We start from the raw sequence: 15,887 nt of genomic DNA on the forward strand, positions 1-15,887 counted from the left end.
GCTCGGCTACGCGGCGCGGACGGGCACGGCGGCGTCGGCAGCGGGGCCGGGCGCGGTCGTAGCGGGCCGCGGTGCGGCCGGGCGGATCACCGCGTAGGCCTGGCCCGGTGCGGCACGCAGTCCTTCGTCCCGTCCGAACAGGACAGGGGTGAGCGGGAGTTGCAGGTGGTAGCAGCTGACGGAGGAGCGCACGCCGAGCAGGGCCGGGGTGTTCAGGAAGAACGGCAGTTCGGCGGCGATGTACCGGAGCCCGGCGGCGAGTTGGGGTTCGCTGGGGGCGAGGCCCTCGTCCAGCCGGGCGGCGAGGAAGCCACGGGCCATGCCCTCGGCGGCCTCGCGGAACTCCCGGTCGGTCCGGAGGGCGTCGACGGCCTGCCGGTGCAGCCGCCGGTAGGCCTGGTCACCGGCGAAGGAGGAGAGGGCGTGCACCCGGACGTCGCCTTGGCGGGCGGCATCCTCGACGCCCCGCTCGATCCGGCGCGCGGTCGCCTTGACCTCCTTGAGGGCCCGGCGCTCGGCGTGTTCCGGGGTGTAGCCGAAGGTCTCGTACTGGGTGCCGACGAACAGGTCCGCGTAGACGATGTCGATCCTTTCGAAGAACTCCCGCCCCCACCCGATGAGTTCGGTGACCCGCCGGGCACTGAAATAGCTGTTGCCGGGGCTGACACCGATGAGCAGGTGGTCCCCGCGCCGCCAGATCTCCTGGCAGCGCGGGGAGTACGGAAGTGCCTCATATCCGCCCGACGGAGTCACTATCGGGCGTTCGCCTCGGAGGGCGTCGCGCATGCCTTGCCTCCACATCGAAGCAGTGGTCACGGAAAAGGTGTTCATGGTGATGCGGGGGGATTCGCAGAAATGCGCGGCGGGTGGGCGGAGTTCACCCGGAGGTACCGGAGTGCTCACCACGGTGGAGGTAGCGCGCCTGGTCAGGCGGCCCGGCCTCGGGATGCCGTGTGCGCATGGTGGGGCTGCGACCACATGAAGTTACCGCCGCTCTTCGGGATCTCCGCAAGCCCCGCACGGGGGTTGGCGAAATGTGATCACCGAGCGGCCGGAATCCACATGTACAACCGCCCAGGGGTGTGTTCACGAAGATTCCCCGGCGACTGCCGGATATCGCCCGGGCAGTCTCCCGCACCAGTGTGAAATCCTCCAACATCCCCCGGATAAAAGGGAATTGTTTTGGACGAGCCGACCCCGCCCCCCGCCCCGGCGGCAGCTGATTTCCGGGCCGGGAACTCGGTCAGGACAGGATCGGTCAGGACAGGAGGCGGGCCACTGGAGGATCCCGCCGGCCCCACAATGCACCGAAGGCCGGTGCGGGAGATCCGCACCGGCCTTCGCCGACTACTGCTGCTGCTACTACTCGGCTCTTACTCGTTCGGCACGGTCGCGTAGCGCGCGGTGCCCTCGGCCATCTGGCGCAGGGCGTCCTTGCGGTCCCGCTTCGACAGCTTGTCGATGTAGAGGGTGCCGTACAGGTGGTCGGTCTCGTGCTGGAGGCAGCGGGCGAAGAAGCCGGTGCCCTCGACCCGGATCGGCGTGCCGTCCTTGTCGACTCCGGTGACCGCCGCGTAGTCCGGGCGCGGCAGTTCGGCGTAGGCGGTCGGGACGGACAGGCAGCCCTCGTTGCCGTCGTCGAGCACCCGGCGGCGGTCGGCCGGGTACTCCTCCAGCGTCGGGTTGATCACGTGGCCGATGTGGCGCACGCCCTCGTCGTCCGGGCAGTCGTAGACGAAGACCTTGAGGTCCACGCCGATCTGGTTGGCGGCGAGACCCACGCCCTCGGCGGCGTACATCGACTGGAACATGTCGTCGATCAGCGCGGACAGTTCGCCGTCGAAGGCGGTGACGTCCTTGACCTCGCGGTGCAGCACCGGGTTGCCCACGACGGTGATCGGACGCGCGGTGCCCTTGGTGAGGTCGGGCTCCTCACCGATCACCTTGGTCGGTGCCTCGGGCGCCGCCCCCTCCACGTCGTGCTCGTGCTCGTGGTCGTGCTGCTCCGCCATGTCTTCCGCTTCCATAGGTCTACGCGTACCTCACCAGGGTACTCAGCACACTTCTTCGAGATCCCGGTAAGCCCGGGTTCCCGGGGCGGCCGCGACCCAGCGGTCCAGCAGGGTGCGGACCAGGTTCGCCGGGGCGGCGATCCCGCACTCGCGCTCGACCAGCCAGGACATCCCGGCGGCGCCGCCCTGGCTGAGGTGGCTGAGGTGGCCGGGGTGGGCGGCGTCGCCGTCGTCGTGCGGGTCGTGGTGGGCGACGATGCCGTCGTCGGAGGCCATCCGGCTCTCCGAGCAGGCCCGGCACAGCAGCCGCACCGAGGAGGTCCAGTCCTCGGCGGCGTAGCCGGCCTCGGCGACCAGCCGCTCCAGGGCGTCCCGGTCGCCGGAAGTGGCGGCCTGCAGCAGCACCACGTAGGTCGGCACCGGGGAGGGCGCCCACAGCTCGATCTCGTCGAACACCGGGTAGGCCACGCCGTCGGTGACCCGCTCGCCGTGCGGGGCGCCGTCGTGCAGCACCACCTCGCCCCAGCGGCGGCCGGAGGAGGGCAGCGGGATGGACAGCACCTCGATCCGGGCCGGGTCCAGGCGCCGGCCCCACACCACCTCGGACTCGCCGTCCGGGGACAGCCGCACCGGGGTGGTACCGAGGTCCAGGCTGACCGGACCGTCCACGCCGGGGCCGCCGGGCAGCTTGAGCCCGTACGCCTGCCAGGCGCGGCGGGCCAGCGGCCAGTCCTGCAGGGCGGTGGCGGTGATGCCGAGGTTCCACCAGTCGGGGGCACCGTGCTCGCGGTCCAGCAGGGCGACGGCGCGCAGGCCGGCCGAGCGGGCCTGCTCCCAGTCCCGGCGGAACTTGTGCAGCAGGGCGAGGTTGAACCAGGAGTCGGACAGCCAGGGCTCCAGGTCGGCGGCCATCACCAGCAGGGCGCCGGCGTCCTCGTAGCGGCCGTCGCCGATCAGCGTGAAGGCCCGATCGGTCGTCTGCCGCCAGGTGGCGGACGGCCGGTGCCGTGCCCGGTGGAAGATCCTCACGTTCGTCCCTGCCGTCGTCGTCCGCTCAAGTCCCGTAGCCGACGGGCCCGTCCCGTCCACGACGGGGTCCGGGGCCCGGTGCCCCGGGTCGGTGTTCCACGCTACGACCGCATCCAACCACGCCCGCCCCCACCCGCGCTCCCCACCGCCGAGGTTGGGGCCCGCCCCTCCCCAGCCTGCCCGCCGGAGCGCGCCTCCTCAACCCCTGGACGCACGGGCCCGCCCCGAGGCCGAGCGGGCCTCGATCCACGAACGGGACGGTTGCGGACGGGACGGGCTCAGCCGCGCACCTGCCCGCCGACCCGGGCCAGGGCGTCCACCACCCGGGCGTCGTAGACCCGGCCGCGGCCCAGCCGCAGCACCTCCAGCGCCTCCAGCCGCCCCACCGCCTCGCCGACGCCCCGGCCGCGGGCCGTGGTCAGCAGGTCGTCGTGGGCGTTGGCGACCCGGATGATCCGGGCCGCCAGGGGCGCCGGGCCCTCGCCGCCGACCGGCCCGGGGAAGGGATCGGCCAGCCGGGCGACCTGCTCGGCGACCCGCCGGGGTACCCCGGTGCGGCTGATCACCTCGCTGCCGAGGCGGGCGATGCGCTGCTGCTCGTCGCAGGGCAGCAGCGCGGTGGCACCGTCCGGTACGGGCTCGACCAGGGACAGCTGGCCGACGTCGTGCATCAGCGCCGCGTACTCCAGCAGGGCGAGCTCCCGGGTGCCCAGCCCCAGCTCGCGGCCGAGCGCGCACGCCGTGTCCGCGACCCGGCGCGCGTGCCCGTGCGGGGTGTAGCCGGCCACCTCGGTGGCCCGGGCCAGGCTCGCGATGGTCTGCCCGGTGGCGGCCCGCACCGCGGCGGCCCGCCGGAAGGACACCTGGGCGAGCAGCAGCGGGGTGCAGAACAGCGGCAGCGCCCACAGCCCCACCTCGCCGGCCGCGAGGCTGACCAGCATCCCGGTGGCGACGATCGCCGAGCCGATCCCGAACAGCGAGCGCAGCTCGTCCTCCAGCGCCGCCGGGAGCCGCAGGCCGCTCTCGGGGCCCGCCGAGTCGCAGCGCAGCAGTGCCGCCAGGGTGGCGTCGCAGAGCGCGGCCAGCGCGGCGACGACGGTCAGGAACGCCCCGTAGGCCGGGCCCTCGGGCGAGAAGCGGTCGACCAGGCCGCCGTTGTACAGCGGCTGGAAGACGGCGGCGGCGAAGCCGACCGCGAGCAGCCGACGGGCGGCGCCGTCCCGGCGGGCCGGGTCGGCCCAGGGCGGGCGCCGGTGCGGGCGCTCGGGGCGGTGCGGCAGGGCGAGGCCGGGCAGCCAGGCCAGCAGCAGGCCGGCCCCGGTCACGGCGACCACCTGGAGCGTGCCGTGTGCGGTCGGCACCCCGCGCAGCGGCCCGAGCAGGGCGTACGCCAGCGCGCCGGCCGCGCCGATGGGCGCCTGCTCGCGATCACCCGGAAGGGTGATCCGGACGCACTCGCCGAGCGCGATCAGCGCGGTGAACGCCAGCGCGACCCCCGGCTCCGCGACCCCGCGCTGCGCGACCGCGCCGAGCGCGAGCGCCAGCAGCACGGCGGCGGCCGTGTGCACCGCGCGGGCGGTGCGCCCGCGGGCCGCACGACCCGGCGTCGTCCGGCCGGAGTCCGGCCGGGCGGACGTCGCTCGACCGAGCCCCTTACGGCCGTACGTCGCACGACCGGGCCCCGTACGGCCGGAGCCGGCCGGGCCGGGGCCCGTCACGGCTGCCCGGCCGCGGGGACGCTCCCGCCCTGGGCGGGCACCCGGCCGGGCGCGGACCGCACCGGCTCGGGCACCCCGAGCGGGATGTCCGGGACGGCCCGTACGCAGTCCTCGGAGTGCACCACCGGCTGCCAGTCGTGCGCGGCCAGCGCGTCGATCAGAGCGCGCACCATCACCGGGTCGAACTGGCTGCCCGAGCAGCGCTCCAGCTCGGCCACCGCCTCGGTGACCGGGCGCCCGCGCCGGTAGGAGCGGGTGGAGGTCATCGAGTCGAAGGCATCGGCGACCGAAATGATCCGGGCGAACTCGGGGATCTGCTCGCCGGCCAGCCCGCTTGGGTAGCCGCGCCCGTCCATCCGCTCGTGGTGGTGCAGGATCCCGGCGTGCGCCTCGCCGAGGAAGTCGATCCCGCGCACCAGCTCGTACCCGTACACCGGGTGGACCTCCACGGCCCGGCGTTCGTCCTCGCTGAGGGGACCGTTTCTGCGCAGCAGCTCGGTGGCCACCCCCAGCTTGCCGACGTCGTGCAGGATCCCGGCGAAGCGCAGGGTGCGCAGCCGCTCGGCCTCCATGCCGAGCTGAGTGGCGATCAGCACCGAGGCCCGGCCGACCCGTTCACTGTGCCCGCGGGTATACGCGTCCTTGATCTCCACGGCCTGCACCAGCGACTGCACGGTGGCCTGGTGGGCGTCCCGCTCGCGCTGGCCCTGGGCGAACACCCAGGCGGAGATGGACAGTGGCAGCAGCGCCAGCAGCGCGGCGAACGCCCCGTACGGGCCCTGCCAGAGCACCGAGACCATCAGTCCGCCGGCCGCGTGCACCAGCACCGGCAGCCCGCACACCGAGCGGGCCCCGCGCAGCACCACCCCGGCCCCGCGGCCCTCGCTGAGCATCACCATCACCCCCACCACCGCCCCGTTGACCAGGCAGAACGTGGCGACGGCGACGAAGCCGGGCACGAGTGCGGCCGGGAAGCGAGAGCCGAGCAGCAGCTGGGGGCCGCGCAGCAGGTGGAAGGCGACGGAGGAGGCGAAGGCGCACAGCGCGAGCTGTGAGCCGTTGAACAGCTGGCGCCGGCGGCAGCCGGGCCCGGTCGGGCCGCCGAGCAGCGCGGCAGGGGCGGCGACCAGGGCGGCGGCGGCCGGCGGGAGCATCAGCACCCCGGCGAACAGCACCGGGAAGAAGGCGTTCACCCCGGGCCGGGCGGGGGCGCGCTCGCTGGGCGCGGGGCGGCGCAGCAACCGGCGCACCAGGAGCGAGCAGGGGCTGGGCAGGCCCTGGGCGAGCGACTCCCAGCAGCCGTGCAGGAAGGCCAGCAGTCCGACCTTGGGCCAGTCCACCGGGTGGCCGAGCCAGCGCGGCATCCCGGGGGGCACGGCCTGCGGCAGCAACGGCAGCAGGCAGCACAGCGCCGCCACCGGGACGGCCACCAGGTAGCGCGCCGCCCCCTGCGGCAGGGTCGCGCCTCCACTGTCGGTAGCGATCTCGACCTCCCCGCCGTCCGGGCCCGTGTTTGCCTCAGCGCGCCGGGGGTACCGACGGTGAGCGTCCGTCAGGAGGATAGGCCGCCGTCCGGGCGCGGGGACGCATGATCGCGCGATGGCGCAGTTGGCGCACCGCCAACTCACTCGAACGAGTGACGGCGCATGCGAGCAGAACGGGAGCGGCCCCGGGAGCGCACGCTCCCGGGGCCGCTGAAACTCCTTGCCCGAACCGCCGGGCCGCCCCCTCATCGACGGGCCGGCGCACTACCGCGCCCGGTCGGCGGCCGCGTAGCCGCGCACCGACCGGCCGCTCACTCCGCCGGGGCGCCGGCCTCGACCGGCGCACCGGGGCGCACGGCCGGCTCCTCGGCCGCGCCCTCCCGCGCCTGCGCCTGGGCCTGCGCCTTCGTCATGGTCGGTGCCGGACGGGCGGACTCGGTGTGCACCTCGACCGAGGTCTCCGCGGCGACCACCACCGGCTCACCCGAGCGCTGCCCGGCCCGGATCGAGTCGATCCTCGCCAGCACCTTGCCGCGCAGGTCGGTCGGGGTGTCGTCGCAGCCACAGGAACGCTTGATCAGCGCCTTGATCGCCTGCTCCAGCCCGTACTGCTTCAGGCACGGCGAGCACTCCTCGAAGTGCACGCGCAGCTTGGCGCAATCCCCCTCGGGCATCTCGTTGTCGAGGAATTCATAGAGGTGGTCGAGGACCTCGCCACACTCCGTTTCGTGCGGATCGCCGCAGCTCATGAGCCCGAGCCCTTCGCTTCCTGCCCTGCCCCGCTGCCGGCCGGGACCAGCCCGCGCTCACGGGCGTAGTCCTCCAGCATGCCGCGCAGCTGCCGGCGGCCGCGGTGCAGCCGGGACATCACCGTACCGATGGGAGTACCCATGATGTCCGCGATCTCCTTGTACGCAAAGCCTTCTACGTCCGCGAGATAGACGGCGATCCGGAATTCCTCCGGAATGGCCTGGAGCGCGTCCTTCACATCGCTGTCGGGGAGGTGGTCGAGCGCCTGGGTCTCGGCCGAGCGCAGACCGGTCGACATGTGCGACTCGGCCCGGGCCAGCTGCCAGTCCTCGATCTCCTCCGCCGCGGTGCGCTGGGGCTCCCGCTGCTTCTTGCGGTACGAGTTGATGAACGTGTTGGTGAGGATGCGGTACAGCCAGGCCTTAAGGTTCGTGCCCTCACGGAACTGGTGGAAGGACGCGTACGCCTTGGCGAACGCCTCCTGGAGCAGGTCCTCCGCATCCGCCGGGTTGCGCGTCATGCGCAGCGCCGCCGAGTACATCGGATCCAGGTAGCCCAGGGCGTCGCGCTCGAAACGCTCCCGCCGGGCCTCCTCGGTCTCCTCCGCCGACACCCGGAAGGTGTCCTCGCCGATCGCCTCGGCCAGCTCCTCCCCGGTGAGCGCCTCGTCCGCAGGCAGGGCCTCGTCCGGGCCACGGCCCGGCTCGGCCTCGTGCTCGGTCCCGACGACCGGACCCACCTCCTCGGCATGACGGGAACGACCCACGGCGGGCCGCCCAGAAATGGAGGATATCGGGCTGACGGGCTTCTCGCCCGCGTCGAGCCACTCCGACCAGGAGGGGGCGAACGCCGTGGTGGCCTCGCGCTCCTCAGGCCGTTCGGGGCACGCGATCGAACCCATCTGCCCTGCCTCTCACCGGTGACTCGTGCTGACGGACACGACAACCACCCGGGCCCCGCCCGCATTCCCGCCCGCGCGCACCGTCCACTCGCACGAGTGAGCGATCGCGAACTCCCTGGTCACGGCCACCCCGGGCGACGCCCCGCTCACACCAGCCGCAACACCCAGTCCCCCACCGCCGAGCAGATCAGCCCCAGCACCTCGTCCTCCCCGACCGGCGCCCGCTTGGGCACCGCGAACCCGTGACCGCCGTACGGCACCTCCACCAGCTCGTGCCCCCGCGGCAGCTCCGGGAACTCCGCCGGCCCGCCGAACGGATCCGCCGTGCCCTGCACCACCAGCGTCGGCAACCCCGACTCCAGCAGCTCCTGCGCCCGGCTCTTCTCCGGCCTGCCCGGCGGGTGCAGCGGAAACGCCAGCGCCACCACCCCCACCGCCCCGGTCGACGCCCCCGTACGGCACGCCACCCGCGCCCCGGCGCTGCGCCCGCCGACCACCAGCGGCACCCCCCGCCCGGCCAGCCGCTCCGCCACCGGCCGCCAGCCCAGGTCCAGGGTCTTCGGCGCGGGGCCCAGCTTCCTGCCCGCCACCCGCCACGGCTGCTCGACCAGCACCACGGTGATCCCGCGCGGCGGCAGCCGCTCGGCCAGCGCCACCAGGTCCGGCGCCCCGGCCCCGCCGCCGGCCCCGCCGCCGGCGCCGTGCCCCAGCGCCAGCACGGCCCTCGGGGCGGCCGCCCGGTGGTAGGTGATCCGGGCCTCGCCGGCCCCGGTGGCAACGAGTTCGGAGGTGGTCATCTCGGCGGCTCCAGCCGGCTTGAATCCAAGGACGTGGATCCGGGACGCGAGTCCGGGAAACGTCAGAACAGGGTGGTCTCGTACTCGGCCTCGACCCACGGCTCCTTGAGCTCCGGGCCGTTGTTGCGGATGCTGCCGACCGCCGGGGACACCGGGGTGGCCAGCAGCGCGCCGGGCGGCGGGGGTATCAGCAGCCGGCGCAGCCGGTCCGGGTCGCTCAGCCGCGGGTCCAGCCACTCGCCCCAGGACTCCCGGTCGAGGAACAGCGGCATCCGCTCGTGGATCGGCGCCAGCGACTCCTCGGCGTCCGTGGTGACGATCGTGAACGTCACCAGCCAGGCCTGCGGATGCCGCGGCGGCACCGCCCGGTCGCGCCAGAACTCGTACAACCCGGCCAGCGCCAGCGGGCCACCGTCCGCCCGGGAGACGAAGAACGGCTTCTTGCGCGCCTTGCCCCGCTCGCCCGGCACCGTCTGCCACTCGTAGTAGCCGTCCACCGGCAGGATGCACCGCCGCGAGGCGAAGGCCTGCCGGTACGCCGGCTTCTCGTGCACCGTGTCCGACCGGGCGTTGATCATCTTCACCGCCGTCCCGGCGGAGTCCGACCACGGCGGCACCAGCCCCCAGCGCAGCGCCCGCAGCTGGCGCAGCGGCCGCGGCCGCTCCTCGGACAGCCGCTCCAGCACCACGAACGCGCTGTTGGTCGGCGCCACGTTCCAGTTCGGGTCCAGGGTTTCCTCGGGATCCCAGTACTCCACGTCGAACAGCTCGACGATGTCCTCGGGCTTGCTGCTGGCTGCGAAGCGACCGCACATGCGGGCCAGCTTGCCATGCCGCCCCTTCTCACCACTTCCTCATCCCCCGGCCGGAACCGCCCGTTCCCGCCCGCCCGTCCCCGCATGGGAGGCTGCCCCGAACGGCCCAACGCAGCGAACGGAGGCGCAGACCCCCCGATGAACGCCAACGACCAGAACCTCGGCGCCCTGTGGGACCAGGTCACCGGCACCCAGGCCGCCCCTCCCGGCTGGCTCGTCCTGGCCACCGGCGCCGCCGCCCTGCTCACCGTCCTCGCCCGCCCGCTCTGGCACGTCGCCCGCAACGCCGTCACCATCGCCCACGAAGGCGGCCACGGCCTCGCCGCGCTCGCCACCGGCCGCAAACTCGCCGGCATCCGGCTGCACTCCGACACCTCCGGCCTCACCCTCTCCTACGGCCGCCCCACCGGCCCCGGCATGGTCCTCACCGCCGCCGCCGGCTACACCGCCCCCGCCCTGCTCGGCCTCGGCTGCGCCGCCCTGCTCGCCGCCGACCGGATCACCCTGCTGCTGTGGCTCGCCATCGCCCTGCTGCTGGCCCTGCTCATCCGCGTGCGCAACGCCTTCGGCCTGTTCACCGTCCTGGTCGCCGGCGGCGCCTTCTTCCTGGTCTCCTGGTTCGGCAGCGCCCAGGTCCAGGCCGGCTTCGCCTACCTCGGCTGCTGGTTCCTGCTCGTCGGCGCGGTGCGCCCCGTCCTGGAACTCCAGCACCAGCGCCGCATCGGCTGGGCCCGCGACTCCGACGCCGACCAGCTCGCCCGGCTCACCCACGTCCCCGCCCTCGCCTGGGTCACCGTCTTCCTGCTCGTCGCCCTCGCCTGCCTCGCCCTCGGCGCCACCTGGCTGCTCCAGCCCCTGCACTGACCGCCGCGCCCACCCGCCCGGGGCGTGGGCGGGCGAGTACCGCCATGCGGCCACCGACCGGGGCCGTTCCGGTACGGCCCCTAGACTGGCCTCCATGACCGAGACCCTGTGGCCCGCCCCCGTCGCCACCGCCCCCGTCGACGCCACCGTCACCATCCCCGGCTCCAAGTCGGTCACCAACCGGGCCCTGGTGCTGGCGGCACTCGCCGACGGACCCGGCTGGGTGCGCCGCCCGCTGCGCAGCCGCGACTCCCAGCTGATGGCCGACGGCCTGCGCGCCCTCGGGGTCACCATCGAGGAGAAGGTCAACAACGACTCCGGCGGCACCGGCGGCGGCGAGGCCTGGCGGGTCATCCCCGCCCCCGTCCTGCGCGGCCCCGCCAACGTCGACGTCGGCAACGCCGGCACCGTGATGCGCTTCCTGCCCCCGCTCGCCGCCCTCGCCGACGGCCCCGTCCACTTCGACGGCGACCCGCGCAGCCACGAGCGCCCCCAGCACGGCGTGATCAACGCCCTGCGCGCGCTCGGCGCCCGCATCGAGGACGACGGCCGCGGCACGTTCCCGCTCACCGTCCACGGCACCGGCGGCCTCGACGGCGGCCCGGTCGAACTGGACGCCTCCTCCTCGTCCCAGTTCGTCTCCGCCCTGCTGCTCTCCGGCGCCCGCTACAACCACGGCGTCGAGGTCCGGCACGTCGGCGGCCCCGTCCCCTCCCTGCCGCACATCCGGATGACCGTCGAGATGCTGCGCCTGGCCGGCGCCCAGGTCGACGCCCCCGAGGACGGCGGCGAGAAGGACGTCTGGCGGGTCACCCCCGGCGCCCTGCTCGGCCGCGACCTGGTGGTCGAGCCCGACCTGTCCAACGCCGCGCCGTTCTTCGCCGCCGCCCTGGTCACCGGCGGCCGGGTCACCGTCCGCGACTGGCCCAAGCACACCACCCAGCCCGGCGACCAGCTGCGCGACCTCTACACCCGGATGGGCGGCGCCTGCGAGTTCACCGACGAGGGCCTGCAGTTCACCGGCACCGGCCGGATCCACGGCATCGAGGCCGACCTGCACGACGTCGGCGAGCTCACCCCGGTGATCGCCGCCGTCGCCGCCCTCGCCGACTCCGAGTCCCATCTGTACGGCATCGCCCACCTGCGCCTGCACGAGACCGACCGGCTCGCCGCGCTCGCCAAGGAGATCAACGACCTCGGCGGCGACGTCAGCGAGACCGAGGACGGCCTGCGAATCCGCCCGCGCCCGCTGCACGGCGGCGTCTTCCACACCTACGAGGACCACCGCCTGGCCACCGCCGCCGCGGTGCTCGGCCTCGCCGTGCCCGGCGTCGAGGTGGAGAACGTGGCCACCACCGCCAAGACCCTGCCCGACTTCCCCAAGATGTGGTCGGAGCTGCTCGGCGGAGCGGCGGCGGACGCCTGAGCGGAGACTGAAGCCATGCGCCGCTACGGCAAGGACGCCGACGAGGACGACATCCGCAACCGCCCCGCCCGCCGGGGCTCCCGGCCGCGGACCCGGATCCGGCCCAAGCACGAGGACGCCGCCGAGGCGATGGTGCTGACCGTCGACCGCGGCCGACTCACCTGCCTGGTCGACCCGGGCACCAAGCAGGAGCACCAGGTCGTCGCCATGAAGGCCCGCGAGCTGGGCCGCAAGGGCGTCGTCGTCGGCGACGTCGTCAGCCTGGTCGGCGACCTCTCCGGGGACACCGACACCCTCGCCCGGATCGTGCGGGTCGAGGAGCGCAGCTCCGTGCTGCGGCGCACCGCGGACGACGACGACCCGTACGAGCGGATCGTCGTCGCCAACGCCGAGCAGCTGGCCATCGTCACCGCCCTGGCCGACCCCGAGCCCCGCCCCCGGCTGATCGACCGCTGCCTGGTCGCCGCCTACGACGCGGGCATGGAACCGCTGCTGGTGCTCACCAAGGCCGACCTCGCCCCGGCCGCCCCGCTGCTGGAGTCCTACGCCCCGCTCGGCATCGCCTACGTCGTCACCCGCCGGGACGAACTGGAGACCACCGGCGCCGAGGCCGTCCGCGCGCACCTGCGCGGACGCTCCACGGTGTTCATCGGCCACTCCGGCGTCGGCAAGACCACCCTGGTCAACGCCCTCGTCCCGGACCGCCAGCGGCAGACCGGCCAGGTCAACGCCGTCACCGGCCGCGGCCGGCACACCACCGTCTCCGCCCTCGCGCTGCGGCTGCCCCCACCGCCCGGCGCCAAGGCGGGCTCCAAGAAGGCGCTCAACTCCGGCTGGGTGATCGACACGCCCGGCTTCCGCTCCTTCGGCCTCTCGCACATCGACCCGTCCCGGGTCATCCACGCCTTCCCCGACCTGGAGCCCGGCACCGTCGACTGCCCGCGCGCGTGCAGCCACGACGAACCGGACTGCGCCCTGGACGCCTGGGTCGCCGAGGGCCACGCCGAGGGCGCCCGGCTCTACTCGCTGCGCCGTCTGCTGGCCAGCAAGGAGTCCCGCGACGGCGACTGAGGCTCTGCCCGTCTCGCGGTCCGTGGGCCGTTCGAGGTGTCGGAGCGGGCCCGCCTGGCGATCATAGGAAAGTCGGGCCGGGCACGGTCCGTCCGTCGATCGACAGGAAGGGCACGCGATGGCATGGGCCCTGGTGGTCCTGGCCGGCCTGCTGGAGACCGGCTTCGCGATCAACCTCAAGCTCAGCGAGGGCTTCACCAAGCTCTGGCCCACCGTCAGCTTCTGCGTGTTCGCCCTCGGCAGCTTCGGCCTGCTCACCCTCTCCCTGAAGAGCCTGCCGGTCGGCCCCGCCTACGCGGTGTGGACGGGCATCGGCGCGGCCGGCACCGCGATCTACGGCATGGTCTTCCTGGACGAGACCACCTCGGTGCTCAAGCTGGTCTCCATCTCCCTGGTGATCGCCGGCGTGATCGGCCTGCAGCTCAGCGGCACCGCCCACTAGCCCGGAGGCGTCCGGAGGGAGCGTCCCGCTCCGCGAGCCCGGCTGTGCCGATCGGGACGGGCTCGCTAGGGTTTCGGACATGGCCGACTACCACGACGATCTCCGACTCGCCCATGTCCTCGCCGACTCGGCCGACTCGGTCACCCTGGAGCGCTTCCGCGCCCTCGACCTGACGGTCGAGACCAAGCCGGACCTCACCCCCGTCAGCGATGCCGACAAGGCCGCCGAGGAGCTCGTGCGCAGCGTGCTCCAGCGCGCCCGTCCGCGCGACGCGGTCCTCGGCGAGGAGTTCGGTCTGCAGGGCTCGGGCCCGCGCCGCTGGGTGATCGACCCGATCGACGGCACCAAGAACTACATCCGCGGCGTCCCGGTCTGGGCCACCCTGATCGCCCTGCTGGAGGACGGCCCGGACGGCGTCCAGCGCCCGGTGGTCGGCATCGTCTCCGCCCCGGCGCTGCAGCGCCGCTGGTGGGCCGCCAAGGGCCTGGGCGCCTTCGCCGGCCGCAGCCTGGCCAAGGCCTCCCGGATCCACGTCTCCGGGGTGTCCCGGATCGAGGACGCCTCCCTCTCCTACTCCTCGCTCACCGGCTGGGAGGACCGCGGCCGCCTCGACCCGTTCCTGGACCTCACCCGCGCCTGCTGGCGCACCCGCGCCTACGGTGACTTCTGGTCCTACATGATGCTCGCCGAGGGCGCCGTGGACATCGCCGCCGAGCCCGAGCTGTCGCTGTGGGACATGGCCGCGCCCTGCATCGTGGTCGAGGAGGCCGGCGGCCGCTTCACCGGCCTGGACGGCATCCCCGGCCCCGGCGGCGCCGACGCCGTCGCCTCCAACGGCCTGCTGCACGAGGAGACCCTGCGGCGGCTGTCGGTCTGACGGTCATCCACGCGGGGACTCGCCCGCTCGCCTCCAGGGCGCTCTGGACCCGGTGCCGACGGTCGGCGCTCCGGCACTCGTACCTCGCTGGTCGCCTCTCCCTCTCGACACCGGCACGCCCCTTCGGCTCGAAGCGGGAATCCTGGGGCGGCCATGGTGCGGGCCCCTTGACCAGTTCGTGCTGGTCAAGGGGCCCGCCGCTTCAGCCGGTCCGGGCTACTGCTTGCGCAGCTCCCGCACCGCCGCCTCCAGCCGCTGCCCGTAGTCGGCGTCGGCCTTGCGGAAGTTGTCGACCGCCCGCTCCACGATGTCCTCGCGGTCGGCGGAGACCTTGGCGATGAAGCCCGCCAGGTTGGCGATCAGGCGCTGCCTCTCGTCCTCGGAGTACAGCCGGTACAGGTTGCCGGCCTGCACGAAGTCGTCGTCCTCGGCGTGCGCGGGCGTCGCGTGGTTACCGGTGGGGCCGTCGACGGCGGTGGCGGCCCACAGCGGGCGGCCGGTCTGCACCGGGCCGCCGAAGCTGTTCGGCTCGTAGTTCTTCTGGCGCCCGTGGCGGCCGTCGTACAGGTGGCCGTCGCGGCTGTTGGTGCGGGCCTCGGTGGCGTGCGGACGGTTCACCGGCAGGTGGTCGGCGTTGATGCCGACCCGGTAGCGGTGGGCGTCCGCGTAGGCGAACAGGCGGCCCTGGAGCATCTTGTCCGGGGACGGGCCGATGCCGGGCACGAAGTGCGCCGGGGAGAAGATCGACTGCTCGACCTCGGCGAAGACGTTCTCCGGGTTGCGGTTGAGCTCCAGCCGGCCGACCTCGATCAGCGGGTAGTCGGCGTGCGGCCAGACCTTGGTCAGGTCGAAGGGGTTGAAGCGGTAGCCGGCCGCGTCGGCCGCCGGCATGACCTGGACCTGCACCGTCCAGGTGGGGTACTCGCCGCGCTCGATCGACTCGCGCAGGTCGCGCTGGTGGCTGTCCGGGTCCTCGCCGGCGAGCTTGTTGGCCTCGTCCTGGGTGAGGTTGCGGATGCCCTGGTCGGTCTTGAAGTGGTACTTGACCCAGAAGTGCTCGCCGGCCTCGTTCTGCCACTGGAAGGTGTGCGAGCCGTAGCCGTTCATGTGCCGGTAGGTGGCCGGGATGCCGCGGTCGCCGAACAGCCAGGTCACCTGGTGGGTCGCCTCGGGCGACAGGCCCCAGAAGTCCCAGACGTTGTCGGCCTCCTGCGAGCCGGTGTACGGGTCGCGCTTCTGGGTGTGGATGAAGTCCGGGAACTTGATCGCGTCCTTGATGAAGAACACGGGGGTGTTGTTGCCGACGAGGTCGTAGTTGCCCTCCTCGGTGTAGAACTTCACCGCGAAGCCGCGCGGGTCGCGCACCGCGTCGGCCGAGCCGAGGTTGCCGGCCACGGTGGAGAAGCGCAGGAAGACCTCGGTCTGCTTGCCGACCTCGGACAGGAACGCCGCGCGGGTGTACCGCGAGACGTCGGCGGTCACCGTGAAGGTGCCGTACGCCGCGGCGCCGCGTGCGTGCACCACGCGCTCCGGGATCCGCTCGCGGTTGAAGTGCGCGAGCTTCTCGAACAGCAGCTGGTCCTGGATCAGGGCCGGGCCGCCGACGCCCGCGGTCTCGGTGTTCTGGTTGTCGGCGACGGGGGCACCCGCCTCCGTGGTGAGGGTCGGGCGCAGCTCGTCCTGCGTGGTCATAACGGGTGC

14 protein-coding genes and 1 pseudogene are annotated in these 15,887 nt (G+C 73.6%); 5 read left to right on the top strand and 10 right to left on the bottom strand.

Annotated elements, in window-relative coordinates; genetic code table 11:
• Positions 1–6 precede the first annotated feature (6 nt).
• From ACZ3UD_RS07900 to ACZ3UD_RS07940, 9 genes and pseudogenes are all read right to left on the bottom strand, one after another.
• Complete coding sequence (locus ACZ3UD_RS07900; RefSeq protein WP_465583563.1) at positions 7–786, bottom strand: tRNA-dependent cyclodipeptide synthase; 780 nt, start codon at positions 784–786, stop codon at positions 7–9.
• Between the two features lie 587 nt (positions 787–1,373).
• Positions 1,374–1,913 (bottom strand): annotated as a pseudogene (gene def, locus ACZ3UD_RS07905) (peptide deformylase); the annotation flags it as partial.
• A 141-nt stretch (positions 1,914–2,054) separates the two neighbouring features.
• Positions 2,055–3,041 (bottom strand): tetratricopeptide repeat protein, encoded by a 987-nt coding sequence (locus tag ACZ3UD_RS07910; RefSeq protein ID WP_465583566.1) that lies wholly within the window; start codon positions 3,039–3,041, stop codon positions 2,055–2,057.
• Between the two features lie 278 nt (positions 3,042–3,319).
• Complete coding sequence (locus ACZ3UD_RS07915) at positions 3,320–4,609, bottom strand: HD-GYP domain-containing protein (protein WP_465583569.1); 1,290 nt, start codon at positions 4,607–4,609, stop codon at positions 3,320–3,322.
• A 146-nt stretch (positions 4,610–4,755) separates the two neighbouring features.
• On the bottom strand, positions 4,756–6,189 hold the full coding sequence (locus tag ACZ3UD_RS07920) for an HD-GYP domain-containing protein (RefSeq protein WP_465583572.1): 1,434 nt from the start codon (positions 6,187–6,189) through the stop codon (positions 4,756–4,758).
• A gap of 365 nt (positions 6,190–6,554) precedes the next feature.
• Positions 6,555–6,992: a mycothiol system anti-sigma-R factor gene (gene rsrA / locus ACZ3UD_RS07925; protein ID WP_465583574.1), complete on the bottom strand. Its 438-nt coding sequence runs from the start codon at positions 6,990–6,992 to the stop codon at positions 6,555–6,557.
• On the bottom strand, positions 6,989–7,894 hold the full coding sequence (locus ACZ3UD_RS07930; protein WP_465583577.1) for a sigma-70 family RNA polymerase sigma factor: 906 nt from the start codon (positions 7,892–7,894) through the stop codon (positions 6,989–6,991). Before ACZ3UD_RS07930 ends, rsrA begins: the two co-directional genes overlap by 4 nt.
• Before the next feature lie 146 nt (positions 7,895–8,040).
• Positions 8,041–8,691: an alpha/beta hydrolase family protein gene (locus ACZ3UD_RS07935; protein WP_465583579.1), complete on the bottom strand. Its 651-nt coding sequence runs from the start codon at positions 8,689–8,691 to the stop codon at positions 8,041–8,043.
• Positions 8,692–8,753: 62 nt separating this feature from the next.
• Positions 8,754–9,506: an SOS response-associated peptidase gene (locus ACZ3UD_RS07940; RefSeq protein ID WP_465583581.1), complete on the bottom strand. Its 753-nt coding sequence runs from the start codon at positions 9,504–9,506 to the stop codon at positions 8,754–8,756.
• Positions 9,507–9,644: 138 nt separating this feature from the next.
• Between ACZ3UD_RS07940 and ACZ3UD_RS07945 the strand changes: the two genes are divergently transcribed.
• From ACZ3UD_RS07945 to hisN, 5 genes are all read left to right on the top strand, one after another.
• A complete protein-coding gene (locus ACZ3UD_RS07945) occupies positions 9,645–10,370 on the top strand; it encodes a M50 family metallopeptidase (protein WP_465583583.1) in 726 nt (241 codons plus the stop codon).
• A gap of 94 nt (positions 10,371–10,464) precedes the next feature.
• Positions 10,465–11,796 carry a 3-phosphoshikimate 1-carboxyvinyltransferase gene (gene aroA, locus ACZ3UD_RS07950; RefSeq protein WP_465583586.1) on the top strand — a complete coding sequence of 444 codons (1,332 nt, stop codon included), beginning with the start codon at positions 10,465–10,467 and terminating at the stop codon, positions 11,794–11,796.
• A 15-nt stretch (positions 11,797–11,811) separates the two neighbouring features.
• Positions 11,812–12,867 (top strand): ribosome small subunit-dependent GTPase A, encoded by a 1,056-nt coding sequence (rsgA, locus tag ACZ3UD_RS07955; RefSeq protein ID WP_465583588.1) that lies wholly within the window; start codon positions 11,812–11,814, stop codon positions 12,865–12,867.
• Between the two features lie 118 nt (positions 12,868–12,985).
• Positions 12,986–13,309 carry a DMT family transporter gene (locus ACZ3UD_RS07960; RefSeq protein ID WP_380615439.1) on the top strand — a complete coding sequence of 108 codons (324 nt, stop codon included), beginning with the start codon at positions 12,986–12,988 and terminating at the stop codon, positions 13,307–13,309.
• 79 nt (positions 13,310–13,388) lie between these two features.
• The gene (gene hisN / locus ACZ3UD_RS07965) at positions 13,389–14,186 is read left to right on the top strand and encodes a histidinol-phosphatase (protein WP_465583592.1); all 798 of its coding nucleotides are present in this window, start codon (positions 13,389–13,391) and stop codon (positions 14,184–14,186) included.
• Between the two features lie 216 nt (positions 14,187–14,402).
• On the opposite strand, the gene ACZ3UD_RS07970 is transcribed toward hisN, so the two are convergent.
• Positions 14,403–15,878, bottom strand: coding sequence for a catalase (locus ACZ3UD_RS07970; RefSeq protein WP_465583595.1), 1,476 nt, complete (start codon positions 15,876–15,878; stop codon positions 14,403–14,405).
• Between the last annotated feature and the right edge of the window lie 9 nt (positions 15,879–15,887).

The organism is Kitasatospora sp. NPDC023118, assembly GCF_055560875.1.